Origin of the sequence: Mesorhizobium sp. M0998 (assembly GCF_040318885.1) — a bacterium.
In the GTDB taxonomy this organism is placed as follows: domain Bacteria; phylum Pseudomonadota; class Alphaproteobacteria; order Rhizobiales; family Rhizobiaceae; genus Mesorhizobium.
On sequence record NZ_JAMYND010000008.1, the window covers coordinates 55127 to 69433 of the forward strand.

At 62.2% G+C, this 14307-nt stretch carries 12 protein-coding genes; 9 read left to right on the forward strand and 3 right to left on the reverse strand.

Going from position 1 to position 14307, the window contains the following annotated elements; genetic code table 11:
• Positions 1 to 2: 2 nt before the first annotated feature.
• The 3 genes from NKH59_RS10030 to NKH59_RS10040 form a co-directional block, all read right to left on the reverse strand.
• Positions 3 to 1781 carry a TRAP transporter large permease gene (locus tag NKH59_RS10030; RefSeq protein ID WP_352470175.1) on the reverse strand — a complete coding sequence of 593 codons (1779 nt, stop codon included), beginning with the start codon at positions 1779 to 1781 and terminating at the stop codon, positions 3 to 5.
• Positions 1781 to 2365, reverse strand: coding sequence for a TRAP transporter small permease subunit (locus NKH59_RS10035; protein ID WP_352452211.1), 585 nt, complete (start codon positions 2363 to 2365; stop codon positions 1781 to 1783). The genes NKH59_RS10030 and NKH59_RS10035 overlap by 1 nt, the downstream gene beginning before the upstream one ends.
• A 205-nt stretch (positions 2366 to 2570) precedes the next feature.
• A complete protein-coding gene (locus tag NKH59_RS10040) occupies positions 2571 to 3476 on the reverse strand; it encodes a branched-chain amino acid ABC transporter permease (RefSeq protein WP_352469880.1) in 906 nt (301 codons plus the stop codon).
• Between the two features lie 140 nt (positions 3477 to 3616).
• Between NKH59_RS10040 and NKH59_RS10045 the strand changes: the two genes are divergently transcribed.
• The 9 genes from NKH59_RS10045 (at position 3617) to NKH59_RS10085 (ending at position 14305) form a co-directional block, all read left to right on the forward strand.
• Entirely contained in the window at positions 3617 to 4225 is a 609-nt protein-coding gene (locus NKH59_RS10045; RefSeq protein ID WP_352469881.1) for a CGNR zinc finger domain-containing protein, read from the forward strand.
• Positions 4218 to 4748: a hypothetical protein gene (locus NKH59_RS10050; RefSeq protein ID WP_353021675.1), complete on the forward strand. Its 531-nt coding sequence runs from the start codon at positions 4218 to 4220 to the stop codon at positions 4746 to 4748. Before NKH59_RS10045 ends, NKH59_RS10050 begins: the two co-directional genes overlap by 8 nt.
• A 225-nt stretch (positions 4749 to 4973) precedes the next feature.
• Positions 4974 to 8453, forward strand: coding sequence for an indolepyruvate ferredoxin oxidoreductase family protein (locus NKH59_RS10055; RefSeq protein WP_353021677.1), 3480 nt, complete (start codon positions 4974 to 4976; stop codon positions 8451 to 8453).
• 152 nt (positions 8454 to 8605) lie between these two features.
• Positions 8606 to 10927 (forward strand): putative bifunctional diguanylate cyclase/phosphodiesterase, encoded by a 2322-nt coding sequence (locus NKH59_RS10060; RefSeq protein ID WP_352452207.1) that lies wholly within the window; start codon positions 8606 to 8608, stop codon positions 10925 to 10927.
• Between the two features lie 150 nt (positions 10928 to 11077).
• A complete protein-coding gene (locus tag NKH59_RS10065) occupies positions 11078 to 11860 on the forward strand; it encodes an N-acyl amino acid synthase FeeM domain-containing protein (RefSeq protein ID WP_352469883.1) in 783 nt (260 codons plus the stop codon).
• Positions 11861 to 11979: 119 nt separating this feature from the next.
• Positions 11980 to 12129: a DUF3096 domain-containing protein gene (locus NKH59_RS10070; protein ID WP_352469885.1), complete on the forward strand. Its 150-nt coding sequence runs from the start codon at positions 11980 to 11982 to the stop codon at positions 12127 to 12129.
• A gap of 173 nt (positions 12130 to 12302) precedes the next feature.
• Complete coding sequence (locus NKH59_RS10075) at positions 12303 to 12527, forward strand: aa3-type cytochrome c oxidase subunit IV (RefSeq protein WP_254816044.1); 225 nt, start codon at positions 12303 to 12305, stop codon at positions 12525 to 12527.
• A gap of 81 nt (positions 12528 to 12608) precedes the next feature.
• Positions 12609 to 13883, forward strand: coding sequence for a Re/Si-specific NAD(P)(+) transhydrogenase subunit alpha (locus NKH59_RS10080; protein ID WP_352469886.1), 1275 nt, complete (start codon positions 12609 to 12611; stop codon positions 13881 to 13883).
• Complete coding sequence (locus tag NKH59_RS10085; protein ID WP_036238371.1) at positions 13883 to 14305, forward strand: NAD(P) transhydrogenase subunit alpha part 2; 423 nt, start codon at positions 13883 to 13885, stop codon at positions 14303 to 14305. The genes NKH59_RS10080 and NKH59_RS10085 overlap by 1 nt, the downstream gene beginning before the upstream one ends.
• Positions 14306 to 14307 lie beyond the last annotated feature (2 nt).

Here is a 14307-nt window from a genome sequence, read left to right on the forward strand (position 1 = left end):
CCTCAGTTGAAACTCGGTGGTTGCGACAGATCGATTGCCGGCGCCGCCGGTTTCGCGGGCGGCTTTTCGTCGAAGCTCGGCGGCTGCGACAAATCCGGTGGGGAAGGTGAGGCCGGGGCAGTGCCGCCGTTGGCCGGCGGCGTGCCAAGCGGCGACAAGCCGATGCCAGGCGTTTCCGGCACCTGGTAGTTGATGGTGCCAGGATCGACGACAGTGCCTTTGTAGTGCATCACCATCTGCGGGAAGGCGATGGTCAGGCCGATCATGATCACCTGGATGCAGACGAAGGGCACTGCGCCCCAATAGATCTGCCCTGTGGTGACGGGCGCGATCTGCTTGCCGGTGAGTCGGTCGAGATAGGGCACGCGCGCGGCGACCGAGCGCAGATAAAACAGCGCGAAGCCGAAGGGCGGATGCATGAAGGAGGTCTGCATGTTGACGCCCAAAAGCACGCCAAACCAGATCAGGTCGATGCCGAGTTTGTCAGCCGCTGGCGCCAAAAGCGGCACGATGATGAAGGCAAGCTCGAAAAAGTCGAGGAAGAAGGCGAGCACGAAGACGAGGATGTTGACGCCAATCAGGAAACCGACTTCACCGCCCGGCAGCGACGTCAACAGGTGCTCGACCCAGATGTGGCCATTGACGCCGTAGAAGGTCAGCGAGAACACCCGCGCGCCGATCAGGATGAACAGAACGAAGGACGACAGCCTGGTCGTCGAGGCCAGCGCCTGCTTGACCACGTCGAGCGACAGCCGCCCCTTCACCGCCGCCATTGCAAGCGCGCCGACGGCGCCCATGGCGCCGCCTTCCGTCGGCGTGGCGATGCCAAGGAAGATGGTGCCCAGCACCAGGAAGATCAGCGCCAGCGGCGGGATCAGCACGATGATCACCTGCTGTGCCAGTCTGGACATCAGGTTGATCTTCAGGCGCTGGTCGACGATCGCCACGACATAGATGAAGATGACGCCGATGGTGGCGCCGAGAATATCGGCGTTGCCGCCATGGTTCGGCGCGAGGTAGCGATACGCCGCATAGGAAACCACCACCGCCGCCAGCAGCGCCGCCAGCAGCGACAGCACACCGTGGCCGAGCGTGCGGGCCTCAAGCGGCAGTGCCGGCATCGACTTCGGCCGAAAGATCGACATGAGCAGGATGTAGAGCATGTAGATGCCGGTCAAAATGAGCCCGGGGATCAGCGCCCCCTTGTACATATCGCCGACCGAGCGGCCGAGCTGGTCGGCCAGGACGATCAGCACCAGTGACGGCGGGATGATCTGGGCGAGCGTCCCGGACGCGGCAATGACGCCGGATGCCAGCCGCCGGTCGTAGCCGTAGCGCAGCATGATCGGCAGCGAAATCAGACCCATGGCAATGACGGAAGCCGCCACCACGCCGGTCGTCGCGGCAAGCAGCGCGCCGACGAAAATCACGGCATAGGCAAGGCCACCACGGACCGGTCCGAACAGCTGGCCGATCGTGTCGAGCAGGTCTTCGGCCATGCCGGATCGTTCGAGCACGATGCCCATGAAGGTGAAGAACGGGATCGCCAGCAGCGTATCGTTCGACATCACCCGGCTGCCATAGAAATTATCCGGCAACGCGTGCAGCAACGGCCAGGCGAGATTGATCGAGCCGCCCGAATAGGGCGACAGAAGCACGCCGATGAAGAAGAACATCAGGCCGTTGGCGGCGAGCGAGAAGGCGACGGGATAGCCGATCAGCAGGAAGACGACCAGCGAGGCGAACATGATCGGCGCCATGTTCTGGGCGATGAACTCGATCACGAGCGCACCTCTTCGGCGAGCGCCTTGGCTTCGAGTTCGGCCTGCTCATGCGCCGATATGAACGGAGTGGGATCGTCCATCTGACCGCGCATGATGGCGATTTTCTTGATGATTTCGGAAATGCCCTGCAGCGCGAGCAGAAAAAAGCCGACCAGCAAAATCGCCTTCGCCGGCCAGATGATCAGCCCGCCGGAATTGTTCGACATCTCCCCGCTGCGATACGACAGCGACACATAGGGAACGAAATAGACCACCATCAACGTCACGAACGGCATCAGGAAGAAGACGTGACCGAAAAGGTCGATCCAGTGCTGCACGCGGCGCGAGAACATGCCGTAGACGATATCGATGCGGATATGGTCGTTCTGCTTCAGCGTGTAGGCGGCGGCCAGCATGAAGGCGGCGCCGAACAGATACCATTGCAATTCCAGCCAGGCGTTCGAGGACATGTCGAACACCTTGCGGATGACGGCGTTGGCGGCGCTTACCAGGATCGCCAGCAGGATCAGCCACGAAACCCATTTGCCGATGAATTCGTTCAAACGGTCAATGGTTCTGGAAAGAGCGAGAAGCCCTGCCATGCATTCCTCCCTTGTGTCAGAGCGCGGCGGTTCCCTGTCCGTCGTGTCGCTGTGGACCAACGGTATGCAGTGCGTGGTCCGGCTGGTCAACACGGGATAGCCCGCATAAACACAGTTGTGAGATGACGGGCGGCAAAATGCTGCCGCGTCCTTTTGCATGTCCAAGGACATGCGGCGCTTTCATCCAAGCAAAGTCGGGTGCGGCTCAGGCGATCTTCTGTTGGTCGCGGCCGGCGCCGATCAGCACAAGCATGGCGACGAGGAACAGGTACATCCAGCCGTCCCGCCATTCGAGCGGGAAATAGCCGGCCCATAGCGATTCGGCCATGCCGAAAGCGGCGGCACCCAGTGCCGCCCGCAAAGGCGAGAGATAGCCGCCCACTGCGGTCACGAACAGGATCTTCAACCCGTAGACCAACCCTGTGCCGAAGCTGATGTTACCGTAGTAGAAGGCGGCGAGCACGCCGGCCAGTGCCGCGCAAAGGCCGCCGAAAAGCACCGCGTGCCGAAACACCGCACGAACATCGACGCCGCACATCGCAGCCGCCTTGGGATCGTCGGATACGGCGCGCCAGCTCCGGCCGAAGCTCGAATATGCGAAGCCCCAGGCAGCCAGCGCTATGGCCGCCAGTACGGCGGCGCAATCGAGCAATTGGATCAGCGTCAACGTCGCCTTGAAGCTGGCATTCTGCGCGAAGACGATGGTCTGGGCCAGCATTGGCGGCAACCATAGGTCATGGGTATCGGCGGCGATGCGGCTGGCTTCCGACAAGACCAGCAATATGCCGAGCGTCGTCACCACGATGGCGTTGGGCGAGCGGTCGGCCAGCGGTTCGAAGATACTTCGCGACAGGACATGGCTGAGCAGCGCCGCATAAAGGAATGCCGCAGCTACGCCGAGCGCGACCGATGCAAACAGCGTTAACCACAGCGCCTGATAGCCGAACGCCGCAGTGAGGATCATCGTATGCCCGCAAAAGGCGAACAGCGCGCCATAGGCAAGATTGGTACGGTGCAGGATGCCGTTGGTCAGCACGTAGCCGAATGCAAGCAATGCGTAGAGCGCGCCCGAATGCAGCCCGTTCAGAACCTGCTGGAAGAAATAGAGCATGCAAGACCCTCTATGCATGCCCCGCAATCGGGGCAGAGGTTTGGGACGAACGATATTCTCAGTACGGCGATCGCCTCAGTGACAAGCGTTGCACCCGGAATCTAACTTGTCAAACGCGAGTTATCAGTTAGATTCGCCATATGACAGTATCCTGGACTCCGCACCGCTTTACCGGTGGCATGCTGGCGCTCGATACGGCGAACACCGTCGTTTTGCGGAACGATCCGGAGAAAACTTTCGACCGTTTCGACGATCCGGCCGAGATCGCCCGCTTTGCCGAAGCCGCGAGTGCCTTTCGCGCCGCCGAGCTCGGTGGCAGGCGGCTCGTAGCGCCGGCGCCTGAAAAGATCGCACCGGTGGTGCTGTCGATCCGGGAGACGACCGATCGGCTGTTTCGCGGCGCGGTATCGAAAGGTGCGATCGCGACCGGCGATATGCCGAAATTCTTGGAAGCCTGCGCCGATGGCCTCGCTCATAGCCGCACCGAAATCGGCACGCCTGGAAAACCGTTCGGTGATCCGGCGACGCCGATTGCCTTCGAGGCCGCGCTTGCGGTCTCGGCGTTGTCGCTGCTGCGTAGCGACACCATTGCCAGGCTGAGGATATGTCCGAACTGCAGCTGGCTGTTTGTCGACAAAAGCCGGAATTCCAGCCGCCTCTGGTGCGACATGGCGGTGTGCGGCAACCGCCAGAAGGCAAACCGACACTATCGCCGCCGGACCGCGGCCAGGGAGGTCACCAATGTCTAGAAGATTCTCACGCGCGATGATTGTCGTCGCGGCGTTGTTCGCGGCGGCCGCGCTCGGCGCCTGCCGTGATTCCGGCAAGGACCAGTTGTTCGCCATTTCCGGGAAGCTGTTCGAGTTCAACTACCGGCTGGGTATCGCCACCTATGTCATCACTCTCAATCCGCTGCGGCCGGTGGGTGAGGGGCAGGTCGCTGTGGTCTCCTTCCAGAACCCGGCCGGCGGTGATCCGATCATCGTCACCCAGAAAATATGGCCGAAGCTGCCGCATGTGACGCTCACCAGCCCGCCGCTTACCTGCGTTGTCAAGGACAAGCCCTATGCGGTGTCGATCCGCATCGAGGATTCCAGCGGCAAGTTGCTGCAGAGTTTCGCGACCACTCTGACGTCCTCACTCGACCAGTCGGTCCTGCCCGACCGGCCTCTGGTGGTCGGGCCAATCTACGAGCTCAACAAGGACCTGGCCGGCCATGTCGACGGCAAGCTGCCCGGTGAACCGAAGCCCAGTTGCCCAAAGGCTGCATGATGCATCACCAGCGGCACTGACCGCCGCCGGAATTTTTCATGCTCGGCCATCCTCCCCGACAGGCGTTTCGTGGCGCCACACGGCCGCGCACGGATCGTTTGTTGCGGACCGCCTGGCACCTTCGATTTTGTTTGACCTCCCCGGCAAGGGAAGAAAGACTGTGGGCACTCGACTCCGACGTTGGCCGCGCACCTCCAGGCGCGGCCTCCGCACAGGAAATGCCTGATGACGCTGCACAATGTCGCGCTCGACGACAAGTTCGACCTGGTAAAGGAGCGGATCTTCCTGTCGGGTGCCCAGGCAGTCATCCGCATGCTTCTGATGCAGCGCGAGCGCGACCGCCGGGCTGGCCTGAACACCGCCGGTTTCGTCTCCGGCTATCGCGGCTCGCCGCTCGGCGGCCTCGACATGCAGCTGTGGAAGGCCAGGAACCAGCTCGCGCAGTCGGACATCGTCTTCCAGCCCGGTCTCAACGAGGAGCTCGCCGCCACCGCCTGCTGGGGCTCGCAGCAGGCCGAATTGCTGGGCGAGGGTACCCATGACGGCGTTTTTTCGGTCTGGTATGGCAAGGGTCCGGGCGTCGACCGCTCCGGCGACGTGTTCCGCCACGCCAATCTCGCCGGGTCGTCAAAACATGGCGGCGTGCTGGCTCTGATGGGTGACGACCACATGGCCGAATCCTCGACCAACGCGCATGCCACCGAGTTCCTGTTCGTCGACACCATGGTGCCGATCCTTAATCCGGCCGGCGTCCAGGAGATCATCGACTACGGCCTCTACGGCTTTGCCATGTCGCGTTTTGCCGGCACCTGGGCGGCGATCAAATGCGTCAAGGACAACATCGAATCGACGGCCTCGGTCGATGCCGCGCTCGAACGGCTGAACATCATCGTGCCGGACTTCGACATGCCGCCCGGCGGCCTCAATATCCGTAACGAGATCGACATGCTCGGCCAGGAGGAGCGGCTGCATGAACACAAGCGCGCCGCCGCTTCGGCCTTCATCCACGCCAATGGGCTGAACCGGATCGTCTATTCGGGCGGCAGCAGCGCCAAGCTTGGCATCGTCACCATCGGCAAGAGTTATCTCGATGTTCGCCAGGCGCTGGAGGATATCGGCATCGACGAAGCGGCCGCCAGTCGCATCGGTATCAGGCTGTTCAAGGTCGGCTGCCCGTGGCCGCTCGACCTGCAGCACATCGCCGACTTTGCTCGCGGCCTCGATACCATCGTCGTCGTCGAGGAGAAACGCTCGCTGATCGAGGTGCAACTGCGCGAGAACCTTTACGGCACCGCGACGCAGCCGATCATCGTCGGCAAGAAGGACGAGCGCGGCGACTGGCTGTTCCCGGCCAAGGGCGCACTCGACCCCAACGATATTGCCATCGCGCTCGGCGAGAGGATTTTGCGAACGATCGGCCCGTCGGAAGAAATCGCCGCGCGGGTGGCGAAGTTGCGCCATTTCCAGGCGATGCTGGCCGACACGTCAGACATCGCCTCGCGCACGCCCTTCTTCTGCTCCGGCTGCCCACACAATTCCTCGACCAAGGTGCCGGACGGCTCGCTCGCCGCCGCCGGAATCGGCTGTCATTTCATGGCGCTGTGGATGGACCGCAACACCGTCGGCTTCACCGCCATGGGCGGCGAGGGCGCGCAGTGGGTCGGCCAGGCGCCGTTCTCGAAGCGCGAGCACATCTTCCAGAATCTGGGCGATGGCACTTACAACCACTCGGGTGTGCTGGCGATACGCTTCGCGCTGTCGACCGACGCCAACATCACCTACAAGATCCTCTACAATGACGCCGTCGCGATGACCGGCGGGCAGCCGCACGAGGGCGGCCTGACGGTGGACATGATCGCAAGACAGGTGCGCGCCGAGGGCGTGGAGCGCATCGCCATCGTCACCGACGAGCCGGACAAATATACCGGCAAGGTGGAATTTCCCGCCGGCGCCACCATCCATCACCGCGACGACCTCGATCTCGTCCAGCGCGAGTTGCGTTCGGTCAAAGGCGTCTCGGTGCTGCTCTACGACCAGACCTGCGCCGCCGAGAAGCGTCGCCGCCGCAAGCGCGGCACGTTCCCCGATCCGGACAAGCGTATCTTCATCAACGAGCTGGTCTGCGAAGGCTGCGGCGATTGCGGCGTGCAGTCGAATTGCGTCTCGATCCAGCCGGTCGAGACCGAATTCGGTCGCAAGCGCAAGATCGACCAGTCGAGCTGCAACAAGGACTTCTCTTGCGTCAACGGTTTCTGCCCCTCCTTCGTCACCGTTCACGGCGCCAAAATCAGGAAAGCCGAAGGCATAGCCGGTGCGGCCGACCCGCTCGCGGGGGTGCCGGCGCCGGCGCAATTTACGCTCGGTGAACAAGGCTGGGCGGCGATCATCGACGGTGTCGGCGGCACCGGCGTCGTCACAATAGGCGCGGTGCTGGGCATGGCCGCGCACCTGGAAGGCAAGGGCTGCGGCATGATCGACATGGCCGGCCTCGCCCAGAAGGGCGGCTCGGTGTTCACCCATGTCCGCATCGCCCGCACGCCGGACGACATCCACGCCATTCGGGTATCGGCCGGCAAGGCCGATCTCGTGCTCGGCTGCGATCTCGTCGTTTCAGGTGCCAAGAAGGTGTTGGCCGCGGTGCGCGAAGGCCATACCATCTTCCTCGCCAACACTGCCGAGATCATGCCGGGCGAGTTCGCCCGTTCGGCCGATTTCTCGCTGCCCGTCGAGCGGCTGAAGAAGGCGATAAGAACGGCCGCGGGCGACGACAGGACGCATTTCTTCGATGCTACCCGCACCGCCACTGCCCTGTTCGGCAGCTCGCTTGGTGCCAACATGTTCATGCTCGGATTCGCCTTCCAGCATGGCGGCTTGCCGCTGTCGGCGGAGGCGGTCGAGAAGGCGATCGAGCTCAACGGCGAGGCGGTAGCGATGAATGTCGCGGCATTTCGCTGGGGCCGCCGCGCCGCCCACCAGCCGGATTTCGTCCGCAGCCTTCTCGCCCAGCCGGGCAAGGCCACGCAGCATGTCGCCATTGCCGAGACGCTGGACGATATCATTGCTCGCCGCGTCGGCTTCCTGACCGCCTACCAGAACGCCGCCTATGGCAAGCGCTATGCCGACAGACTGGCGGCGCTGCGCAAGGCCGAAACCAATGCTGTGCCCGGGTCGACCGTGGTGACCGAGGCTGCCGCAAAGAACCTGTTCAAGCTGATGGCGATCAAGGACGAATACGAGGTGGCGCGGCTTTATACGGACGGCTCCTTTGCCGCAGAGCTCGCAAAGCAGTTCCAGAGCTACGGCAAGCTTGAATTCCATCTCGCACCGCCGATCATGGGCAGGCGCGGCAGTGACGGGAAGCCGAAGAAATCGAGCTTTGGCCCGTGGATGATGAACGGGTTCCGCCTGCTGGCGGCGATGAAGGGCCTGCGCGGCACCGCTTTCGACCTGTTCGGCTACAGCGCCGAGAGGCGTATGGAGCGGCAGCTTCTTGCCCTCTATGAAGCCGACCTGGAACTTGTCGCCGGCGCGCTGGCGCCGGGCAAGATCGAGGTTGCTGCCGCGCTTGTTTCGGTACCGGCGCTCATCCGCGGCTTTGGCCACGTCAAGCAGGCCAGTGCCGAAAAAGCCGCCGGCGAACGCCAGCGTCTGCTCGACCGCCTCTCGACGGCGCCGCTGCGGCCGCAACTTCAAGCCGCCGAATAATTCAGCGCTGTGATACACCTTGTTTACCTGAACTGTAGTTTCCCTGCTTCCGCGGCGTCACCAATGGATGCCGGCAGGGCTCGAAACGCCGCTCTAAACCTTTCTTAAGGCCAATGTGACACTGCTGGGTTCCCCAGGGTTGGGATCCAGGCGTGAATCTGAGACGAAAAAACGAGATTCCGGTCGACGTTTACATTCCGTTCGTGGAAACGCTGTTTCGCGACGGGTTCACGCTGTCGATCGGCCTTGTTGCGCAGACACTCCTCGTCATTCTGGTCTATTGGAAGACCATGGACTTGGCGTATCTTCTAGTTGCCGCTGGGCTCATCATTGTCGGTACTCTGCGCCTTCGCAACATCCGAAAATACGGGCGACTTCCTTCCCCGACGACGTGGGAAGAAGCCCATGATCGCGAAAACGATTACATAATTTTCGGTTCGATGCATGGTTTCATGCTTGGCGCGTTCTGTTTCGTCAGTATCTATCTGGCAAATGACAGCCACGACAACTATGCCGAAATAGCCTCTGTCTGCGTCACTCTGGCATCGGTCACGTCGATTGCCGGCCGCAATTATGGGTCGCCGCGGATGGTCATGATTTTTATCATAACCACCACATGGCCCATATCGCTTGGCTTTATCCTGCGCGGCGATATCTACCACATCATCCTCGGTCTGATGTCGGCCCCTTTTCTGTTTGCGATCAAGCGGTTCGCCGACATCGTCCGCGAAGTCCTGTTTACCGCCCTGTCGGAGGAAAAGAAGGCGAACCGCATCGCGCAGCGTTTCAACCGCGCGCTCAACACCATGTCGCATGGCCTTGTCATGCTTGGTCCCGACGGCCGGGTGGCGGTGGCCAATGCCGAAGCCGCGCACCTGATGTCGCTCAAATCGGCCGATGCGCTGCTAGGCCGCTCGATCCACGGTCTGCTGATGCGCGGCGCTGCAGGCGGCATGCTGGCGCCGAAAGATTGCCGTTACATCGAAGCCCAGCTGACGCGTGCGTTGCGCGAGGGCCGCGACCGCAAGGTCCTGGTCTCGCTCACCAACGGCCAGCACTATGAATTTTCGGCGCGCGAAGGCAGCCAGGAACTGGGCGTCGTCACTTTCGAGGATGTGACCGCCCGGGTCGAGGCGGAAGACAAGATCCGCTTCATGGCGCGCTACGACAGTCTCACCGGCCTGCCCAACCGCGCCTACTTCCACGAGTTGGTGGTGGAAGCCATGGCCTCAGGGGATCCCGAGCGTCTCTGCGGGCTGGTGGTGCTCGATCTCGATGATTTCAAGAGCGTCAACGACACGCTCGGCCATCCGGTCGGCGACGGATTGATCTACGCCGTTGCCGAGCGGCTGGCGGCAGTCGCTGGGCCAGGCATCACCGTCAGCCGCTTCGGCGGCGACGAGTTCATGATCTTCTTCGAGCGCATCGAGGATGAAAGCCACCTGACCGGCCAGGTTGACGAGATCTTTGTCAATCTACAGGGCGAGGTCGATGTCGCCGGCCACGGATTACGCATCCAGGCCTCCGGCGGCGCGGTGCTGTCGCGGGTCAAGGATACCGACGTTGACGCCATGATCGTCAAAGCCGACCTTGCACTCTACAAGGCCAAGGAGCTTGGCAAGAACGGTTGGCGGCTGTTCGAGGCCTCCATGGATGCTGCCTTCCGCAGCCGTCAGCTGATGAAGGCGGACCTGCGCAGCGCCGTGGAAAACAACGAATTGCGGGTGGTCTATCAGCCGATCGTCGCGATGAGCACGATGCGTATCGCCAGTTGCGAAGCGCTGTGCCGCTGGGATCATCCCGATCTCGGGCCGATTTCCCCCGGTATCTTTATTCCGCTGGCGGAGGAAATGGGGATTATTTCCGACATCAGCACCTTCGTCCTGCATGCGGCCTGCACGGAATGCGCCAAATGGCCGGCCCAGACCAGCGTGTCGGTCAATCTCTCGGCCAAGGATTTCCGCAACCGTGATGTCATCCAGAAGGTTCGCGACGCGCTGGCTGAATCCGGTCTCTCCGCCGGACGTCTGGAGATTGAGGTCACCGAGACGGCGCTGCTCGACGACAAGTCGCTGACACGCCAATATATCGAGGAGTTGAAGCGGCTCGGCGTGCGCATTGCGCTCGACGATTTCGGTACCGGGTATTCGAGCCTCAGCTATCTCCACAAACTGCCGCTCGACAAAATCAAGATCGACCGCTCGTTCCTGATGGATGTCACTCAGAACAGCCGGTCGCTCGAATTGCTCAAGGGCATCGTCAACCTGTCACGGCCGCTGGGACTTTCGGTTACCGTCGAAGGTGTCGAGACCTTCGAACAGCTCAAGATCCTGGCATTGCAGGTCAAGCCGGACCTGGTCCAGGGCTTTCTGTTCGGGTCGGCACTCAGCGCGTCCGGCATCGAGACGATGTCGAGCACCGTCTGGCCCTTTGCCAAGGACATCCAGACGGCAAGGAAGGCGCCGCGGCGCTGACTTCGCGCTGAAAACCCGCGTATTTTAGTATAATTTTATTAATTGTTAACCTTAACGAGCGGTAAACGAGCTCCTACTTATTTTCATCTTTACATCTCATGACCCGTCCGTAGTGTCGGCTGGTGGCGGTAATCGCGGGGAATAGAGTTCATGTGTGCCCAGTTGAGTTCGCTCGGCCATGCGGCGGGCGCTGGTGGGAAAGATGCGTCCGAGACCATGTCCAGCTTCGCGCAACATGTTTATGCGCTGCTTGACCGGACGGAGTACCGACGCTGTGAAAGCGGCGAGGACTTCGAAAACATTTACAGGCTGCGCTACAATTCCTATCGGATGAACGATCTGGTGCCCGAGAATGCGTCTCGTCAGGTCCATGACGAGTTTGACGAACTGCCCAATTGCCATACGTTCGGAATCTATATCGAGGGGCGGCTGGTCAGCACAATGCGCCTGCATAACGTGTCTGCTGATAACGCCACATCACCAGCGCTCAGCGTCTACAAGGACTTGTTGATGCCGCGTCTGGCGGCCGGCGAAGTCTTTATCGACCCGAGCCGTTTTGCCGTGGACGCCGAATGGTCACGGCTTTACCCGCAGATCCCGTATGTGACGCTGCGCCTTGCGGGCATGGCTTGCTTCCATTTCGGCGCGCCTTATTGCATATCCATGATCCGCGAGGACCATGCGGCTTTCTACAAGCGCATCTATCGGGCGCGACCGATTGGCGATGCGCGGCCCTATGCCGGCGTGATCAACTGTTTCGCGCTGCTTTATCAAGCCGATGTCCTGGCGATCAAGAATGAAACCTACGCTCGCTTTCCGTTCTTCCGTTCGACGCCAATGGAGCAGCGCATGTTGTTCGATACGCCCGGTGCCGGCGAACTCGCCCCGCTGACCATCCTGCCCACCGCCAAGTATTTTCGCGAAGCCGCCTGAACGAGCCCATGGAGCCTTCCGGTCGCTTCGGCGTTCTGGGCAAGGGTGCTGGTGGTAGGTCGGCATGGCCGGCATCCACCAAGCATCGCTTCGATAGCCATCCGATCAAAGGAACCGACATGACCATTTCCACGCTCGCCCTCACCCCGCTCATCGCCCTGATCGCAGGCGTGCTGATCCTGGTGATGCCGCGGCTGCTCAATTATATCGTCGCCCTTTATCTGATCGTTGTCGGCCTGCTCGGTCTGTTCCCGCATCTCGCCGGCTAACGACATAGGCAATAGCGGACCTGCCATCCATTGTGATTGGTATCGCCGCGCTCCGCGCAGCGATTTCAAGTTTTACTTGAGATTGTTGGCTGCGGCGATGCGGCAATAGCGCCATTGCCCTTAACGCGGCTTTTCGCTATGTGCCTGAAAGATGTCTTCGAAGGGGTATTCCAATGGCTGAACACACGCCGACCGGTCCTGTCGAACTGGGCGCGAAGATGGACTATGCCGAGCACGACCGCACCTATGCCGGCTTTGTGATGCTGGCCAAATATGGGTCGCTATTTTGCGCCGCCGTGCTTCTTGCCATGGCGTTCGGCTTCTTTGTGGGCGGCTTCTTCTCGGCGACTATCCTCTTCGTGCTGATCCTGGCCATCGGCGCCTTTATTCTCCGATAACTCCTCCAACCTTTGTCGAAGGCGCCGCCGGGGTCGGTCGGTGTCTTGCGGTAACAGGGTTCCGGCCGAAAGGATCGTGCGGTGGGACAGACGGTTTTCATCCCTCGTGAGCTCGACGCAAACGAGCCTCGCGTCGCGGCCTCGCCCGATACGGTGAAGCGGCTGGCAGCACTGGGTTTCGACGTAATCGTGGAAACCGGCGCCGGCACGGCGTCGCGCGTTCCCGACGAGGAGTTTGCCAAGGCGGGCGCCGCGATCGGCAAGGCCGGCGATGCAGCCAGGGCCGATGTGGTGCTGAAGGTGCGCCGCCCCACGGACGCCGAGCTGAAGGGCTACAAGGCCGGCGCCGCTATCGTTGCGATCATGGATCCTTACGGCAACGACGCTGCCGTCGCAGCCCTTGCCAGGGCCGGTGTTACTGCCTTCTCCATGGAGTTCATGCCGCGCATCACCCGGGCGCAGTCGATGGACGTTCTATCCAGCCAGGCCAACCTCGCCGGCTACCAGGCGGTGATTGATGCGGCTGCCGAATATGACCGGGCGTTGCCGATGATGATGACGGCGGCGGGCACGGTGCCGGCTGCGAAGGCGTTCGTCATGGGCGTCGGGGTCGCCGGTCTGCAGGCCATCGCCACCGCGCGCCGCCTCGGCGCCGTGGTCACCGCCACCGACGTGCGCCCGGCCGCCAAGGAGCAGGTCGCCTCGCTCGGCGCAAAATTCCTGGCCATCGAGGACGAGGAGTTCAAGGCGGCCGAGACGGCCGGCGGCTACGCCAAGGAAATGTCGAAGGAATACCAGGCCAAGCAGGCGGCGCTGACTGCCGAGCACATCGCCAAGCAGGACATCGTCATCACCACGGCGCTGATCCCCGGCCGGCCGGCGCCGAAGCTGGTTTCGGCGGCGATGGTCGCCTCGATGAAACCCGGCTCGGTGATCGTCGACCTTGCGGTCGAGCGCGGCGGCAATGTCGAGGGCGCCGTGCCCGGGCAGGTGATGACCACCGCCAACGGGGTAAAGATCGTCGGCCATCTCAACGTTCCCGGTCGCGTCGCCGCCTCGGCCTCGCTTCTCTATGCCAGGAACCTCTATGCCTTCCTCGAGACGCTGGTCGACAAGGCGGCGAAGACGCTGGCCATCAACCGCGACGACGAGCTGGTCAAGGCAACCATGCTGACCGATGCCGGCAAGATCGTGCATCCGGCTTTCGCAAAGGCTGAGCAGGAGCCGCCAAAGGGCCAATATGTCGAGCCACCGGCCATTCCGGCCAGGACGATGGTTGCCGAGGCTTCGGCGAAGCCGGCTGCGAAGAAAACGGCCGCTGCGAGGAAGCCTAAGACCACCGGAGGGATCGCGTGATGGATCAGACGCTGCAGAAAGCCCTCGACCAGCTCGACCAGGCGACAGCTGCCGTGCGGCTCGCTGTGCAGAACCTGGCGGCCGCGCCCGGCACCGAGGCGGCGGGTGACGCCGCTCACGCGCTGTCCGGCGGTGCCATCGATCCCTTCGTCTTTCGCTTCGCCATCTTTGTCCTGGCGATCTTCGTCGGCTACTACGTCGTGTGGTCCGTCACACCGGCACTGCACACGCCGCTGATGGCGGTCACCAACGCCATTTCCTCGGTCATCGTCGTCGGCGCGCTGCTGGCCGTCGGCATCTCGGCCTCAGGGCTTGCCACCGGCTTCGGCTTCGTTGCTCTGATGCTGGTATCGGTCAACATCTTCGGCGGCTTCCTCGTCACCCAGCGCATGCTGGCCATGTACAAGAAGAAGGAAAAGTAGGC

Coding starts and splice junctions, on each gene's coding strand:
- NKH59_RS10050 (WP_353021675.1), top strand. CDS start 4,218: ATGTCTAGAAGATTCTCACGCGCGATGATTGTCGTCGCGGCGTTGTTC.
- NKH59_RS10045 (WP_352469881.1), top strand. CDS start 3,617: ATGACAGTATCCTGGACTCCGCACCGCTTTACCGGTGGCATGCTGGCG.
- NKH59_RS10035 (WP_352452211.1), bottom strand. CDS start 2,365: ATGGCAGGGCTTCTCGCTCTTTCCAGAACCATTGACCGTTTGAACGAA.
- NKH59_RS10070 (WP_352469885.1), top strand. CDS start 11,980: ATGACCATTTCCACGCTCGCCCTCACCCCGCTCATCGCCCTGATCGCA.
- NKH59_RS10040 (WP_352469880.1), bottom strand. CDS start 3,476: ATGCTCTATTTCTTCCAGCAGGTTCTGAACGGGCTGCATTCGGGCGCG.
- NKH59_RS10055 (WP_353021677.1), top strand. CDS start 4,974: ATGACGCTGCACAATGTCGCGCTCGACGACAAGTTCGACCTGGTAAAG.
- NKH59_RS10075 (WP_254816044.1), top strand. CDS start 12,303: ATGGCTGAACACACGCCGACCGGTCCTGTCGAACTGGGCGCGAAGATG.
- NKH59_RS10085 (WP_036238371.1), top strand. CDS start 13,883: ATGGATCAGACGCTGCAGAAAGCCCTCGACCAGCTCGACCAGGCGACA.
- NKH59_RS10065 (WP_352469883.1), top strand. CDS start 11,078: ATGTGTGCCCAGTTGAGTTCGCTCGGCCATGCGGCGGGCGCTGGTGGG.